The organism is Variovorax sp. OV700, from assembly GCF_900099805.1.
In the GTDB taxonomy this organism is placed as follows: Bacteria; Pseudomonadota; Gammaproteobacteria; order Burkholderiales; family Burkholderiaceae_C; genus Variovorax.
In genome coordinates this window covers 101,533-116,156 of sequence record NZ_FNDR01000006.1, presented here as the reverse complement: position 1 = coordinate 116,156, position 14,624 = coordinate 101,533, and the positions used below count along the sequence as shown (strand labels likewise).

Here is a 14,624-nt window from a genome sequence, read left to right as displayed (position 1 = left end):
AAGAGAAAAAACGGAAGGCGCCGTCTGGAGTCCGAAGGGGCGACGGCCCGGAGAGTTGTGCCGGGGTGGCCGGCAAGGGAAGCTGGGATTGTACCCAAGGGGGCACCGCAGCGCCCATGGTCTGTTCGGCCGCCATCCGCCGCATGCTTCGGGGCGGTCGACGGCCCTTTGGTTCCCCGACCTAAAATGTTTGATTTCACACTCGTTCGCTCGCATGCCCAAGGTCCCTTCTTCCGCCACGTCCAGCCCGGCAGCCACGCCCGACACGGGGCCGCTGCCGGCCAGCTACGAAGCCGGGCTCCAGGAGTTGGAACAATTGGTTGCAGAACTCGAGTCCGGCCAGCTGCCGCTCGATCAGTTGCTTGGCAGCTATCAGCGCGGTGCCGCACTGCTCGCTTTCTGCCGCGAAAAGCTGCAGGCGGTCGAAGACCAGATCAAGGTGCTCGACGCGGGGAGCCTCAAGCCCTGGACTGCGGAATGAGCGCCGCAAGTAACGTGGGCGATTGGGACGCGCAGCGGCTGGTCAACTGGAGCGAGCCGCACTTGGCGCGTGTCGAGGCGGCGCTTTCGCGTTGGGTCGGGGTCGATGCGCCGGTGCTGCTCGGTGAGGCGATGCGCTACGCCGTGCTCGACGGCGGCAAGCGGCTGCGTCCGCTCCTGGTGCTGGCCGCGAGCGAAGCGGTGGGCGGCAATGCGGCCGCGGCGCTGCGCGCGGCTTGCGCAACTGAACTGATCCACGCCTACTCGCTGGTGCACGACGATCTGCCCAGCATGGACAACGACGTGCTGCGGCGTGGCAAGCCCACGGTGCATGTCAAGTTCGGCGAGGCCGATGCGCTCCTGGCCGGAGATGCCTTGCAGGCGCTGGCCTTCGAGCTGCTGACGCCCGACGGCGACGAAATTCCGGCTTCGACCCAGGCCATGCTGTGCCGCCTGCTGGCGCGCGCCGCCGGCAGCCAGGGCATGGCGGGCGGCCAGGCCATCGACCTTGCCAGCGTCGGCATGGCGTTGACTGAAGCGCAGCTGCGCGAAATGCACCGCCTGAAGACCGGTGCGCTGCTGCAGGGCAGCGTCGAGATGGGTGCGGCCTGTGCCGGTGCCGTGGCGCCTGCCGCGTTGAACGCATTGCGCGATTACGGCGCCGCCATCGGCTTGGCGTTCCAGGTGGTCGACGACATCCTCGACGTCACGGCCGATTCGCAAACCCTGGGCAAGACGGCCGGCAAGGATGCGGCCGCCGACAAGCCCACCTACGTTTCGCTGTGGGGCCTCGACGGTGCGCGTGCTCAGGCACGGCAACTGCTTGCCGAAGCGCTTGCGGCGCTGGGCCGCAGCGGCCTTGCCGACACCGCGGCACTGCGCGCGCTGGCCTACATGGTCGTCGACCGCGACCGATGAACAGTTCACAGATGGACAAGAAGAACCACGACGATTCCATGGCACCGCTGCTTCCCACGCTTCACGATCCGTCGCCGATCCGCCACTACGACCGCGCCCAGCTCAAGCAGCTGTCCGACGAGGTGCGCGCCTGCGTGCTCGACAACGTCTCGCGCACCGGCGGCCACCTGAGCTCCAACCTCGGCACAGTCGAGCTCACGGTCGCGCTGCACCATGTGTTCAACACGCCGCACGACCGGCTGGTGTGGGATGTGGGCCACCAGACCTATCCGCACAAGATTCTCACGGGGCGGCGCGAGCGCATGCCCACGTTGCGGCAGATCGGCGGTATCTCGGGCTTTCCGCAGCGCAGCGAGAGCGAATACGACACCTTCGGCACCGCGCATTCGTCCACCAGCATCTCGGCCGCGCTCGGGATGGCCATGGCGGCCAAGCAGAAGGGCGAAGACCGCCACACCGTCGCCATCATCGGCGACGGCGCGCTCACGGCCGGCATGGCCTTCGAGGCGCTCAACAACGCCGGCGTGTGCGACTGCAAGCTCTTGGTGATCCTGAACGACAACGACATGTCGATCAGCCCGCCCGTGGGCGCGCTCAACCGCTATCTTGCGCAATTGATGAGCGGCAACTTCTACGCCGCCGCCAAGAACGTCGGCAAGAGCGTGCTCCGCGCCGCCCCGCCGCTGTTCGAGCTTGCCAAGCGCCTCGAGCAGCATGCCAAGGGCATGGTCGTGCCGGCCACGCTGTTCGAGCAGTTCGGCTTCAACTATGTCGGGCCGATCGACGGCCACGACATGGATTCGCTGGTGCCCACGCTCGAGAACCTCAAGCATCTTGACGGCCCGCAGTTCCTGCACGTGGTCACCAAGAAGGGACAGGGCTACAAGCTCGCCGAGGCCGACCCGGTGGCCTACCACGGGCCTGGCAAGTTCGATCCGCAGGTGGGGCTTGTCAAGTCCGCCGCAGTGGCCAAGCAGACCTTCACGCAGGTTTTCGGTCAGTGGCTGTGCGACATGGCGGCGCATGACGGCCGGCTGGTGGGCATCACGCCCGCCATGCGCGAAGGCTCGGGCCTGGTCGAATTCGAAAAGCGCTTTCCCGACCGCTATTACGACGTTGGCATTGCCGAGCAGCATGCGGTGACCTTCGCGGCCGGCCTGGCCTGCGAAGGCCTGAAGCCGGTGGTCGCGATCTACTCGACCTTTCTGCAGCGCGCGTATGACCAGCTCATTCACGACGTCGCGATCCAGAACCTGCCGGTGGTGTTCGCACTCGACCGCGCGGGCCTCGTGGGCGCTGATGGCGCCACGCACGCGGGCGCCTACGACATCTCGTTCCTGCGCTGCATCCCCAACATGAGCATTGCCTGCCCGGCCGACGAGCGCGAGTGCCGGCAGCTGCTGTCGAGCGCTTACGAGCAGAACCATCCGGTTGCCGTGCGCTATCCGCGCGGCGCGGGTGCGGGCGTGACGCCGCACCTTGCGCTCGACGCGCTGCCTTTCGGCAAGGGCGAGGTGCGCCGCGAAGGCAAGCGCATTGCCATCCTCGCATTCGGCAGCTTGCTGTACCCGGCGCTCACCGCTGCAGAATCTCTCGATGCGACAGTTGTCAACATGCGCTGGGCCAAGCCGCTCGACGTTGAACTGCTGCTGCAGGTGGCGGGCACGCACGATGCCATCGTCACGATCGAAGAAGGTGCCATCATGGGCGGTGCGGGCAGTGCGGTGCTCGAGGCGCTGCAGGCTGCCGATGTGATGAAGCCGGTGTTGCAGCTGGGCCTCCCCGATCAATTCATCGAGCATGGCGACCCGGGCAAACTGCTCGCATCGATCGGCCTCGACACAGCGGGTATCCAAGCCGCGATCACGCGGCGTTTCGGCTCCGTCGCAGGGTAAACCCCGGCCGGCCGCGTGTAAGCGCGTTTTTACAATCGTTGCGACTTACAAAAGTCGTCGACGCGGCCACAAGCCGCGTTTCGTTTTTTCCAATGCACTCGGAGTGAATTCAATGGATCGTCGTTCCCTCATCAAAAACGCTGGCATCGCTGGCGTTCTGGCCGCCGGCATTGCGCCCGCAGTTCATGCGCAAGCCGCCGTCCGCTGGCGCCTGGCGTCGAGCTTTCCGAAGCCGCTCGACACGATCTATGGTGGTGCCGAAGTTTTCTCCAACGCAGTCAAGGCCATGTCGGGCGGCAAGTTCGAGATCTCGGTGCACGCAGCTGGTGAGTTGATGCCGGCTTTCGGCGTGGTCGATGGCGTGCAGCAGGGTTCGGTCGAAGCCTGCCACACGGTGCCCTACTATTTCTACGGCAAGAATCCAGCCTTCGCGCTCGGTTCGGCCATCCCCTTCGGCATGAACGCGCGCCAGATGAACGCGTGGATGATGCACGGCAACGGCCGCAAGCTGATGGACGAGTTCTACGGCACCTATGGGATGCTGAGCTTCAACGGCGGCAACACCGGCACCCAGATGGGCGGCTGGTTCCGCAAGGAAATCAAGACCCCGGCCGACCTCAAGGGCCTGAAGATGCGCCTGGGCGGCGGCCTGGTGGGCGACGTGATGACCAAGCTCGGCGTGGTGCCGCAAAGCATCCCGGGCGGTGAGATCTACCAAGCGCTGGAAAAGGGCACGATCGACGCCGCCGAATGGGTGGGCCCGTACGACGACCAGAAGCTCGGCTTCAACAAGGTCGCGCCGAACTACTACTACCCCGGCTGGTGGGAAGGCGGCCCCGAGGTCGACTTCTTCATCAACAAGAAGGCCTTCGACGCTCTGTCGCCCGAGAACAAGGCCATCATCGCGGCAGCGTCCGCCATGGCCGCGCAGGACATGCTGGCCAAATACGATGCCCGCAACCCCACCGCACTCAAGCAACTGATCGGCGCCAAGACCAAGCTGCTGCCTTTCAGCAAGGAAATCCTGGACGCGTCGTTCAAGGCTTCGCTGCAGGTCTACGAAGAGAACAGTGCCAAGAGCCCGGAATGGAAGAAGATCTACGCCGACTTCCTGACTTTCCAGCGCGACCAGGTGGCCTGGTTCCGCGTTGCCGAAGGCCGCTTCGACAACTACATGCAATCCGTGAAGCTCTGAGCTTTAACGGCTGCACAAAAAAAACCGCGCAATGCGCGGTTTTTTTATGGGCGCTTCTTCATGAAAGAGCGCCGGCACGAACGTGCAATCAGAGCTTGCGTGCCTGCTTGAGCTCGGCCACCAGCCGCTCGAATTCGGCGATGAGTTCCGGGGTGGCTGCGTAGAACACGGCGAACTTGCCGACCAGCGTGCGCACGTAGAGCCGTGGCGCAATCAGCCAGTCGAGCCCGCGCACGCGGATCAGCTTGCCGAATGCGAGGTCGTCGAACGCCATCTGCTTGTCCCAGATCCAGCGCTGGTGCAGGCCCTTGCGGTCGATGCGAGTGCGGCTGGTCATGATGTGGAACCAGGTCCAGCCCATCAGCGCAATGCCGGCGAGGAACCATCCGAGGCCGCCGGTCTTGGCGCTGCCCAGCGCGCCCACCGACCAGAGCTGTGCCAACCAGAACGCGCAGCCGCCCACGATCACGGTGGCCAGAAGCTTGAAGGGCAGCGAAAACGCCTGGCCCTCGACCGCGTCGCCCTGCGACGGTTCGAAACGAAACGGTGCCGGACCCAAAACGCCTACTTCTTCTCGGGTTCGGTGGCGCCGCCGCCAGGAGCGGCCGGGGCCTCTTCCTTGGGCGCATCGGCAAAGGGATTTTCACCACCGCCGCCGCCCTCAGTGCCGGAGTTCGAGTTCATGTCGTCGGCCGGCACCTCGATCTGCACCTTGTCGGTGTCGATCGTCTCTTCCTTGGGCAGGAACATCGTCACCGTCTGCGGCACGAAGATCACGATCGCGACCAGGATCAGCTGCATCAGCACCCAGGGAATCGCGCCCATGTAGATGTCGTTCGACAACACCGGCTTCGCGATCCGTTTCTCCTTGAACAGCGTGTCCGCAATGCCTCGCAGATAGAAGAGGGCAAAGCCGAACGGCGGATGCATGAAGCTGGTCTGCATGTTCACGCACAGCAGCACGCCGAACCACACCAGATCGATGCCGAGCTTGGCCGCCACCGGGCCCAGCATCGGCAGGATGATGAAGGCGATCTCGAAGAAGTCGAGGAAGAAGGCCAGGAAGAAGATGAACAGGTTGACGACGATCAGGAAGCCGATCTGCCCGCCCGGCAAGCCCGTCAACAGGTGCTCGACCCACTTGGCCCCGTCCACGCCCTGGAACACCAGCGAGAACACGCGTGCGCCGATCAGGATGAACACCACCATGGCGGTGAGCCGCATGGTGCCGACCATGGCTTCCCAGATCAGTGCCAGTGTCAGCCGCTTGTGGATGGCAGCGAGGATCAGCGCGCCGACCACGCCCATTGCGCCCGCCTCGGTAGGCGTGGCGATTGCCGTGTCGATGCCCGGCAGGCCACCCATCGAACCCAGCACCGCGAAGATCAGGATGGCCGATGGAATGATGCCGCGCAGGCACTTGGCCCACAGCTTGGCGCCGCTCAGTGTGCGGGCGCTCTTGGGAATGCCCGGAATGTGATGCGGCTTGATGACGCCGAGCATGAAGGTGTAACCCGCAAAGATCAGCACCTGAAGGATCGAGGGACCCCAGGCGCCGCGGTACATGTCGCCGACCGAGCGGCCCAGCTGGTCGGCCATGACGATCAGCACCAGCGAAGGCGGCACCAGCTGCGTGATGGTGCCGGACGCTGCGAGCACGCCGGTGGCGTAGCGCATGTTGTAGCCGTAGCGGATCATCACCGGCAGCGAGATCAGCGCCATCGCGATCACCTGGCCCGCCACCGTGCCGGTGATGGCGCCGAGGATGAAGCCCACGATGATCACCGAGTAGCCGAGGCCGCCCTTTACGGTGCCGAACAGCTGGCCCATCGAGTCGAGCATGTCTTCGGCAAGCCCGCACTTTTCGAGGATGGCGCCCATGAAGGTGAAGAACGGGATGGCTAGCAACAGGTCGTTCGACAAAATGCCGAAGATGTTGATCGGCAAGTTCTCCATGAACACCGCCGGGAACCACCCCATCTGGATCGCGAAGAAGCCGGAAGCCATGCCCAGCGCGGCCAGCGAGAACGCCACCGGGAAGCCGATCAGCATGATCAGCACCAGCCCGCCGAACATGATCGGCGCAAAGTTTTCCATCTGCATATCTGTGCTGTCCTGTAGTTCTAGTTGTTCACTGCGCTTCGGGGGTGGGTCCAGTTCACTGCACCGGCTTCTCGTAGTGCGTGTCCATCTCGATCAGGCCCATCAGATAGGCGATGCGCTTGATCACTTCCGACACGCCCTGCAGGAACATCAAGGCAAAGCCCAGCGGCAACAGCAGCATGGCGGGCCAGCGGATCAGGCCGCCCGAATTGTTCGACATTTCGCCGGAGAGCAGCATGCTGTAGAAGAGCGGCCAGCTGAGCCAGGCGATGATGCCCATCACCGGCAGCAGAAAGCAGAGCAGGCCGAACAGATCCACGTAGACCGGCCCGTGGCCCTTCAGCTTGCCGTAGATGATGTCCACGCGCACATGTTCGTTGAGCTTGAGCACCACCGGCGCGCCGAGCATGACCGTGGCGGCGAACAGGTACCACTGGATTTCGAGCCAGGCGTTGGAGCTGGTGTTGAGGCCAAAGCGGACGAAGGCGTTGCCGGCGGAAATCAGCGCCGCGGAGAGCACCGTGAACGCGGCAACCTTGCCGAGTTGGCTGCTGATCCAGTCCATCCAGAACGAAAACTTGAGAAGTGCGGACAAGGGGGTCTCCCGGCCAGATGACAAAAAGTGTGATGCCTTGTGGGCAATCGGCACAAAGCCTGCGATGTTAACGCGGCTATGCTGAGTGGCCGCTGATGGCCATCGGGGGGTTTCCCTGAGCACCATAATGAAGCAATGGCTGCGCCGCATTCCCTACCGCACTCCATCGATTCGCCCGACATGCAGCGGGCGGGCCGCGAACTGCTGTCGCTGGCCCTCATCGATGCGCGCAACCACACGCTTCATCTCTTGTCGCTTTATGAGGAGGCGCTGGGTTCGGCCGCGCTTGACATCGCGCGCACAGACGACACCAGCGTGGTGCCGCCTGTGTGGCTGGCCGGGCACATCGGCTGGTTCGCCGAATGGTGGATAGGGCGCAACACGCAACGGGCCTTCGGCGCCGAGTGTCCGGTGCGTCCGACCCGGCTGGCGGCCATCGATCCGAACGCTGACGACTGGTGGAACCCGACTCAAGCGTCGCGTGCGCAGCTCTGGTCGCCCGGCCTGCCGGACCTCGGCCAGACCAAGGCCTACCTGCTCGAAACGCTGGAGAGCACGCTCGAACTGCTGGAGCATGCGGCCGAGACCGATCCGGGGCTGTACTTCTATCGCCTTGCCCTGTTCCACGAGGACCTGCGCGGCGAGCAGTTCATCGTGATGGCGCAGACCCTGGGGCTGCCGCTGGGCATCGAGCCGACGCCCGCCGCCGTCACGCGCGAGCCGCTGCTGCTGCCCGCCACGCGGTGGGAAATGGGCCTGCCCGAAGGCTGCGGCTTCGCATTTGCGCAGGAGCGCGGCGCGCACCGTATCGACGTGCCCGAGTTCGAGATCGACGCCCAGCCCGTCACGTGGAACCAGTACATCGAGTTCGTCGACGAAGGCGGCTACGACCGCGAGGAACTCTGGCACCCCGAAGGATGGCGCTGGCTGGCTTCGCAGATCGAGGGGCGGCGCGGGCCGCGCCATGTCGAGCAGATCGGGGCAGCGCGCCACGGCACGGGTGGCTCGGTGCTGCAGCAGCGTTTCGGCGCCACGGTGCGAGCGGCCGGCCACCACAGCGCGGTGCATCTGAGCTGGTGGGAGGCCGATGCCTGGGCGCGGTGGGCCGGCCGGCGCATCGCGACCGAGGTTGAATGGGAGATTGCGGCGTTGACCGCGGCACGCCGCGGCTTTCGCTGGGCCGACGTGCACGAATGGGCCGCCAACACGCTGCGGCCCTGGCCCGGCTTTCGGGCCGACCCGTGGAGCGCGGGCAGCGAGTTCGACCCCGCCCCCGCATTCGGCCGCGCGCGCGTGCTGCGCGGCGCCTCGTTCGCAACCCGGGCGCGCCTGCGCTCGCCGCGGCGCCGCGGCTTTGCACTGCCGGACCGCGACGACGGCTTCTTCGGCTTTCGAACCTGCAGTCTGTGAGTCGCCCTCGGCGTCGCTAGGGAATGCCGCCCGATGAGAGCGGCGGCGCCACTTCCTCCAGCGGTTTGCACTCCGCATCGGCCGCATAGCGCAGGGCCAGCAATCCCGCGACGATGACCAGCGTGGCGCCGATCGCGTAGCCCACCATCACCGCGCCCCGGCTCCCGGTTTCGATCAGCACGCCAAACAGCACCGGCGCCGCGAAACCGCCCGCGCCCATGCCGATGGCATAGAAGATCGCAATCGCCATGGCCCGCATCTCGAGTGGAAAGACTTCGCTGACCGTGAGATAGGCCGAGCTCGCGGCGGCCGAGGCCAGGAAGAACACTGCGGACCAACACAGCGCCTGGCTGCGCGCATCGAGCCAGCCCATCATGAAGGCCCAGCCGGTGAGCGCAAGCCCGACGCCTGCGAGCACGTAGGTGAGCGCGATCATCTTGCGCCGGCCCACGCTGTCGAACAGCGGGCCGAGCAGCAAGGGGCCGAGGACGTTGCCAAGCGCAAACGGAAAAATGTAGAGCGCCACGTTGTCTTCGGCCACGCCGTAGAAGCGCGTGAGCACCAGAGCGTAGGTGAAGAAGATCGCGTTGTAGAAAAAAGCCTGCGAGACCATCAGCGCTACGGCGACCACGCTGCGCTCGCGATAGCGGCGCAGCAGCACGTGCGCCACTTCGCGCATCGACGGGCTGTGGTGGCGCCCGCCGGCGTAGGCCACGCGGCCTTCGGCCGCCGCCAGCGGGCCGTGCTGCGAGCGCACCTGAGCCTCGATGTCCTCGATGATGCGCTGCGCCTCGTCGGCGCGGCCGTGCGCCATCAGCCAGCGCGGGCTTTCGGGTACGTCGCGCCGCACCAGCAGGATGGCCACGGCCAGCACCGCGCCCAGCGCGAAGCCCGCGCGCCAGCCCCACACGGGCCCGATCACGCGCGCATCGAGCAGCACCAGGCTGAGCCCGGCGCCCAGCGCCGCGCCAATCCAGAAGCTGCCGTTGATCGCCAGGTTGACGCGGCCGCGCACGCGCGCCGGAATCAGCTCGTCAATGGCGGAGTTGATGGCCGCGTATTCGCCGCCGATGCCCAGGCCCGTGACGAAGCGGCAGAGCGCGAAGAAGGCGAAGTCCGGCGAGAACGCGGTGGCCAGCGTGCCCACCGTGTAGACCACCAGCGTGACCAGGAACAGTTTCTTTCGCCCGAGCCGGTCGGTCAGGCGTCCGAAGATCAGGGCGCCTATGACCGCTCCCGCGATGTAGATAGAACCCGACCAGCCGATCTGGCCGGCGCTGAGCCCCAGCGTGTCGGGCCGCTCGAGCACGGCGCCGATCGAGCCGACCAGCGTCACCTCGAGTCCGTCGAGCACCCAGGCCACGCCGAGTGCGATCACCACTCGCCAGTGCCAGCGCGACCAGGGCAGGCGGTCGAGACGGGCAGGAATGTCGCTGTGCACTGCGGCTGTCGTCATGGGCTCAACCTTAACCCATGTGCTTTTGCGGCCCTTTAGTGGCTGTGCTTCTTCTCGCGGGGGAAGGTCCACCAGGGCAGCAGCGCGCGCAGCGACTGGACCTCGCCGCTGGCCGCGGTTTCGTAACCGGGCAGCGTGCCCAGCAGGTGCTGCCAGGTTTCGCTGCGCAGCACGGCCACCAGCGCCTGCATCGCCGGCTGCTCGAGCGCCGACTTGAGGCAGGCGAGGTGGTAGCGCTCGTGCACCAGGGGCACGAAGCCCAACCCCACGGCGTGGGCTGCCGATTCGAGCCCGAGCCCGGCATCGGCCTGGCCTGACGCCACGGCCTGCGCCACCGCGGCATGCGAGGTTTCAGAGCGTTCGTAGCCCGCGAGCGCGGTGGCATCGAGCCCCGCCTGCGCCAACAGATCGTCGAGCAGCACGCGCGTGCCGGTGCCGATCGCCCGGTTGACGTAGCGCGCCCGCAGCCGTGCCACGTCGGCCAGCGAGTGCAGGCGCAGCGGATTGCCCGACGCCACGATGAGGCCTTGCGTTCGCCGTGCGAACCCGATGAGCTTGTGCTGCCCGGGCTTGAGCAGCGGCTGGTAGGTACGCTGGGCCAGCGAGCCGCGCGGTGCATGCTCCAGCGTATGAAAGCCCGCCATCACGCAGCGGCCCTGGTTGAGCGCGCGGATCGCATCCACGCTGCCGGTGAAATGAATGTCAAGGTGCAGCTGGGCTGTGCCTGCGGCGTGGGTGCGCAGCAGCGCCAGCGCGTCGTCGTGGCTCGCGTGCAGGCTCAGTACGTGGGTGCGGTCATCGAAGGCGACGGCGAAGGCGCGCTCCAGTTCGGCGTGCAGTGCCTCGATCTGCGGCGCCAGCCGGGCCTGGGCCTGGCGCTCGGCCCACAGCAGCTTGTCGCCGAATTCGGAAAGCTGCGCGCGCTGGCCCTGTTCGCCCTGTATCAGCGGGTGGCCGAGCGTCTGTTCCCAGTGCTTGAGCTCACCCCACACATGGCGGTAGGAAAGGCCGAGCGCGCGCGCGGCGGCCGAGATGGAGCCGTGCTCGCGCACCGCCTGCAGCATCTGCATCAGTGGATTGCGGATCTGCCGCGAACCGTTGCGGCGGGGACGTATCGCGTAGGAAAGGTCGATCTGATGCACGAAAGCTGGCGGGCGGAGATGGAGGCCGGCTCATTATGCAGAGCCGCCCATTGCCCGCCGCCGGCCGCGCGTCAGGCGGTTTCAGCGAGTGCGTCGCCCAGCGCGTTGATGAGGCGGTCGATCTCGGCCTTCTCGGAAATGAAGGGCGGTGCAATCTGGATCGTGTCGCCGCCGTAGCGCACGTAGAAGCCCTTCTTCCAGCAGTTCATCGCAATCTCGTACGGGCGGCGTGCCGGTTCGCCGGGCAGCGCTGCGATCGTGATGCCGGCGGCCAGGCCGTAGTTGCGGATGTCCGTCACGTGCTTGCTGCCCTTGAGGCTGTGCACCGCGTTCTCGAAATGCGGGGCGAGCGTTTTCACGCGGCCGACCATGTCTTCCTTCTGGAGCACGTCGAGCGCCGCGATGCCTGCAGCGCAGGCCACCGGGTGCGCGCCGTAGGTGTAGCCGTGCGGAAATTCGAGCATGTAGTCGGGGCCGCCCGCCGCCATGAAGGTGTCGTAGATCTCCTTGCTGGCAATCACCGCGCCCAGTGGCTGCGCGCCGTTGGTCACCTGCTTGGCGATGTTCATGATGTCTGGCGTCACACCGAAGGCTTCGGCGCCCGTGAGCGCGCCGCAGCGGCCGAAACCGGTGATCACCTCGTCAAAGATCAGGAGGATGTTGTTCGCGGTGCAGATGTCGCGCAGCCGCTTCAGGTAGCCCTTGGGCGGAATCACCACGCCGGCCGAACCCGCGAAGGGCTCCACGATCACGGCCGCGATGTTCGAAGCATCGTGCAGCGCGATCAGGTCGAGCAGGCGGTCGGCCAGTTCGGCGCCGTTCTCGGGCATGCCGCGCGTGAAGGCGTTGGCTGCAATCTGCGTGTGCGGCAGGTGGTCCGCCTCCACGCCCTGGCCGAAGAGCTTGCGGTTGGCCGCGATGCCGCCGACCGAAATGCCGCCGAAGTTGACGCCGTGGTAGCCCTTCTCGCGGCCGATCAGGCGCGTCTTGCTGGCGAGGCCCTTGGTGCGCCAGTAGGCGCGCGCCATCTTGAGCGAGGTGTCGGCGGCTTCGGAGCCCGAGCCGGTGAAGAACACATAGTCCAGGCCCGCGGGCGTCAGGTCCTTGATCTTGTTGGCCAGCTCGAACGAGAGCGGGTGGCCGAACTGGAAGGCGGGCGAGTAATCGAGCTTGGCGATCTGGCGGCTCACCGCCTCGGTGATTTCGGGGCGGCCGTGACCGAGGCCCGAGCACCAGAGACCCGAGAGGCCGTCGAAGATCTTGCGGCCGTCGCCATCGGTGAAATAGGCGCCCTTGGCCTCGACGATCATGCGCGGATCAGCCTTGAAGTTGCGGTTGCCGGTGTAGGGCATCCAGTGCGCGTCGAGCCAGGCGGCGTCGGTGCGCAGGGCAGGCGTCGGTTCGATGGCGGGTGTGGCAAGGGTCATGGCGCTTCCCGCTCGGGGCGGGCTCCAAAGGGGTAATGAGATATGCGGATTGTTGGCACAGCCATCAGTGTGGAGAATGGCGCAATATCAATGTTCACTTGACACTTCATGCAAGTAAAGGCCAAGACCCGTAGCAATGCCCAGAACGGTGCCCCGGGCACCCGCAATCGCGCCGTATTGGGGCAGCTCAGCGACATGGACTTGCGCCTGCTCAAGGTGTTCAAGAGCGTGGTCGACTGCGGCGGCATGGCGGCGGCCGAGCTGGAGCTGAACATCGGCACCTCCACGGTGAGCCGGCACGTGAAAGACCTGGAAACGCGGCTCGGTCTGGTGCTGTGCCGGCGCGGCCGGGCGGGTTTTGCGCTCACGGCCGAGGGCCAGCGCGTGTACGACGAGACGCTGCGGCTGCTGGCTTCGGTGGATGCGTTTCGCGGCAGCATCGACGACATCCACAACCGCATGGGCGGGCAGCTGGAGGTGGCGCTGTTCGACAAGACGGCCACCAACCCGAAGGCGCGCATTGGCGACGCGATCGCGCGCTTCACGGAGATTGCGCCCGAGGTGAACCTGGCGGTGCACGTGGGGTCGATCAACGCGATAGAACAGGGTGTGCTGGAGGGCAACTTCCAGATCGGCATCATTCCGGCGCACCGCGCTTCAAAGAGCCTGGTGTATGCCGACCTGTTCGACGAGACGATGCTGCTTTATTGCGGCAAGGGTCATCCGCTCTTCGAAAGCAACAACGCAAAACTCACATGGACCAAGCTGCGTGAGCATCATTTCGCGGGTCTGGGCTACCACTCCCCCAACATGGAGTTGAGCCACCGGGCCAAGCTCTCGCGCAAGGCGACGGGCTTCGACCAGGAGGCGATTGCCACGCTGATTCTTTCGGGGCGATTTCTCGGTTTTTTGCCCGACCACTACGCGCAGGTGTTCGAGGAGCGTGGGCTGATGAAGGCGGTGTTGCCAGCGCGATTCAACTATGTGTGCCGATTCGTGAGCCTGCTGCGAAGGTCGCCGAAGCCTTCACGAGCTGTGTTGGCGTTTCAGGACTGTCTGGAGAAAGCCCATGCCTGATTCCGTGCCCCGATTCGTTTGTCCTGTGCACGCGCCCTGAATCAACGCTGCCCGCTGGGCAGCAACAGATGCTTGGCCCCGATGTGCGCCTCCATCTCGTGCATGTGCGCCTCGGCGTCGACCATGTGCTCGGCCATCAGGCGGCGCACGGTGTCGGCGTCTTCGCGGCGGTAGGCATCGAGCAACTGCGTGTGATAGTCCACATTGGCCTCGCCGAAGTGGTGATGGTCCAGCGCCTTTTTGTAGACGACGAGGTCGCGCAGCAGATCGTTGAGGAAGCGGCACATGAAGGACAGCACCGGATTGGGGCAGGCCTCGGCCAGCATGGTGTGAAACGCAAGCTCGGCCTCGCGCTGGCTGCGCAGCTCGTCCTCGGTGGTGGGCTCTATCGTGCAAAGGCGCACGTTGGCTTCGAGCCGCTCGAACTGCTCGGGCGTCAGCCGGCCGACCACGCTCACTGCCAATTCGGGCTCCAGCACCTTGCGCAGCTGATAGATGTGGTGCCCGTCCAGGTGATGAAAGTGCAGGAAGTTGCGCAGCGGCTCCGACGCGTGGTCGACCGACACCTGCTGCAGATACGCCCCGCCGCCCGGCCCCGTGCGAATGGAGATCAGCCCGCGCACTTCCAGCGCCTTCAATGCCTCGCGCACCGTGCTCTTCGAGTAGCCGAAGAGCTCGATCAATTCCTTCTCGTTCGGCAGCCGGTCGCCCGGCTGCTTGCGCTCGGCAACGATCCAGCGCTTGACGTCCTCGACGATGACATCGGAGAGCTTTTGCCGCCTGGGGCGGTTTTGCCCAAAGGTCATGGCGTCCTGCGGCGATTTCATGCGTGAACAGTCATTTCGAGAGTGATGGGGGCACTTGGAGCAGGTATCGGGCCCGGCCTTCCCGGATTTTGGCACGGCCATTGCTAGCGGGTTTTTACC

13 protein-coding genes are annotated in these 14,624 nt (G+C 65.7%); 6 read left to right on the top strand and 7 right to left on the bottom strand.

Translation table 11 applies throughout. From position 1 onward, the window contains the following. Window positions 1-214: 214 nt before the first annotated feature. The 4 genes from BLR24_RS15745 to BLR24_RS15730 all read left to right on the top strand — a co-directional run bounded on the left by BLR24_RS15745 (window position 215) and on the right by BLR24_RS15730 (window position 4,488). A complete protein-coding gene (locus BLR24_RS15745; protein WP_012746712.1) occupies window positions 215-481 on the top strand; it encodes an exodeoxyribonuclease VII small subunit in 267 nt (88 codons plus the stop codon). Next, complete coding sequence (locus BLR24_RS15740; protein WP_093018472.1) at window positions 478-1,398, top strand: polyprenyl synthetase family protein; 921 nt, start codon at window positions 478-480, stop codon at window positions 1,396-1,398. Before BLR24_RS15745 ends, BLR24_RS15740 begins: the two co-directional genes overlap by 4 nt. 38 nt (window positions 1,399-1,436) lie before the next feature. Beyond that, window positions 1,437-3,293, top strand: coding sequence for a 1-deoxy-D-xylulose-5-phosphate synthase (gene dxs / locus BLR24_RS15735; RefSeq protein ID WP_093018970.1), 1,857 nt, complete (start codon window positions 1,437-1,439; stop codon window positions 3,291-3,293). A 112-nt stretch (window positions 3,294-3,405) separates the two neighbouring features. Continuing rightward, entirely contained in the window at window positions 3,406-4,488 is a 1,083-nt protein-coding gene (locus tag BLR24_RS15730; RefSeq protein ID WP_093018470.1) for a TRAP transporter substrate-binding protein, read from the top strand. 88 nt (window positions 4,489-4,576) lie between these two features. Here BLR24_RS15730 and BLR24_RS15725 read toward each other — a convergent pair whose 3' ends face one another. Genes BLR24_RS15725 through BLR24_RS15715 form a run of 3 tightly spaced genes read right to left on the bottom strand, consistent with a single transcriptional unit; the run spans window position 4,577 to window position 7,186 of the window. Continuing rightward, complete coding sequence (locus BLR24_RS15725) at window positions 4,577-5,047, bottom strand: hypothetical protein (RefSeq protein ID WP_093018468.1); 471 nt, start codon at window positions 5,045-5,047, stop codon at window positions 4,577-4,579. Between the two features lie 5 nt (window positions 5,048-5,052). After that, complete coding sequence (locus tag BLR24_RS15720) at window positions 5,053-6,591, bottom strand: TRAP transporter large permease (RefSeq protein ID WP_093018466.1); 1,539 nt, start codon at window positions 6,589-6,591, stop codon at window positions 5,053-5,055. A 55-nt stretch (window positions 6,592-6,646) separates the two neighbouring features. Next, a complete protein-coding gene (locus BLR24_RS15715; protein WP_093018464.1) occupies window positions 6,647-7,186 on the bottom strand; it encodes a TRAP transporter small permease subunit in 540 nt (179 codons plus the stop codon). A gap of 135 nt (window positions 7,187-7,321) precedes the next feature. On the opposite strand from BLR24_RS15715, the gene BLR24_RS15710 reads away from it, so the two are divergent. After that, window positions 7,322-8,596: an SUMF1/EgtB/PvdO family nonheme iron enzyme gene (locus tag BLR24_RS15710; RefSeq protein WP_093018461.1), complete on the top strand. Its 1,275-nt coding sequence runs from the start codon at window positions 7,322-7,324 to the stop codon at window positions 8,594-8,596. A 16-nt stretch (window positions 8,597-8,612) separates the two neighbouring features. On the opposite strand, the gene BLR24_RS15705 is transcribed toward BLR24_RS15710, so the two are convergent. The 3 genes from BLR24_RS15705 to BLR24_RS15695 all read right to left on the bottom strand — a co-directional run bounded on the left by BLR24_RS15705 (window position 8,613) and on the right by BLR24_RS15695 (window position 12,621). Further along, a complete protein-coding gene (locus BLR24_RS15705) occupies window positions 8,613-10,052 on the bottom strand; it encodes an MFS transporter (RefSeq protein WP_093018458.1) in 1,440 nt (479 codons plus the stop codon). Window positions 10,053-10,087: 35 nt separating this feature from the next. Further along, window positions 10,088-11,194, bottom strand: a complete 1,107-nt coding sequence (locus BLR24_RS15700) for a substrate-binding domain-containing protein (RefSeq protein WP_093018456.1) — start codon at window positions 11,192-11,194, stop codon at window positions 10,088-10,090. A 71-nt stretch (window positions 11,195-11,265) separates the two neighbouring features. Beyond that, window positions 11,266-12,621 carry an omega-aminotransferase AptA gene (locus BLR24_RS15695; protein ID WP_093018454.1) on the bottom strand — a complete coding sequence of 452 codons (1,356 nt, stop codon included), beginning with the start codon at window positions 12,619-12,621 and terminating at the stop codon, window positions 11,266-11,268. Between the two features lie 108 nt (window positions 12,622-12,729). Between BLR24_RS15695 and BLR24_RS15690 the strand changes: the two genes are divergently transcribed. Beyond that, window positions 12,730-13,698 (top strand): LysR family transcriptional regulator, encoded by a 969-nt coding sequence (locus BLR24_RS15690; RefSeq protein WP_093018452.1) that lies wholly within the window; start codon window positions 12,730-12,732, stop codon window positions 13,696-13,698. 41 nt (window positions 13,699-13,739) lie between these two features. On the opposite strand, the gene BLR24_RS15685 is transcribed toward BLR24_RS15690, so the two are convergent. Beyond that, window positions 13,740-14,525: a FadR/GntR family transcriptional regulator gene (locus BLR24_RS15685; protein WP_254787328.1), complete on the bottom strand. Its 786-nt coding sequence runs from the start codon at window positions 14,523-14,525 to the stop codon at window positions 13,740-13,742. Between the last annotated feature and the right edge of the window lie 99 nt (window positions 14,526-14,624).

Coding starts and splice junctions, on each gene's coding strand:
- BLR24_RS15745 (WP_012746712.1), top strand. CDS start 215: ATGCCCAAGGTCCCTTCTTCCGCCACGTCCAGCCCGGCAGCCACGCCC.
- BLR24_RS15740 (WP_093018472.1), top strand. CDS start 478: ATGAGCGCCGCAAGTAACGTGGGCGATTGGGACGCGCAGCGGCTGGTC.
- dxs (WP_093018970.1), top strand. CDS start 1,437: ATGGCACCGCTGCTTCCCACGCTTCACGATCCGTCGCCGATCCGCCAC.
- BLR24_RS15730 (WP_093018470.1), top strand. CDS start 3,406: ATGGATCGTCGTTCCCTCATCAAAAACGCTGGCATCGCTGGCGTTCTG.
- BLR24_RS15720 (WP_093018466.1), bottom strand. CDS start 6,591: ATGCAGATGGAAAACTTTGCGCCGATCATGTTCGGCGGGCTGGTGCTG.
- BLR24_RS15710 (WP_093018461.1), top strand. CDS start 7,322: ATGGCTGCGCCGCATTCCCTACCGCACTCCATCGATTCGCCCGACATG.
- BLR24_RS15705 (WP_093018458.1), bottom strand. CDS start 10,052: ATGACGACAGCCGCAGTGCACAGCGACATTCCTGCCCGTCTCGACCGC.
- BLR24_RS15695 (WP_093018454.1), bottom strand. CDS start 12,621: ATGACCCTTGCCACACCCGCCATCGAACCGACGCCTGCCCTGCGCACC.
- BLR24_RS15690 (WP_093018452.1), top strand. CDS start 12,730: ATGCAAGTAAAGGCCAAGACCCGTAGCAATGCCCAGAACGGTGCCCCG.
- BLR24_RS15685 (WP_254787328.1), bottom strand. CDS start 14,525: ATGAAATCGCCGCAGGACGCCATGACCTTTGGGCAAAACCGCCCCAGG.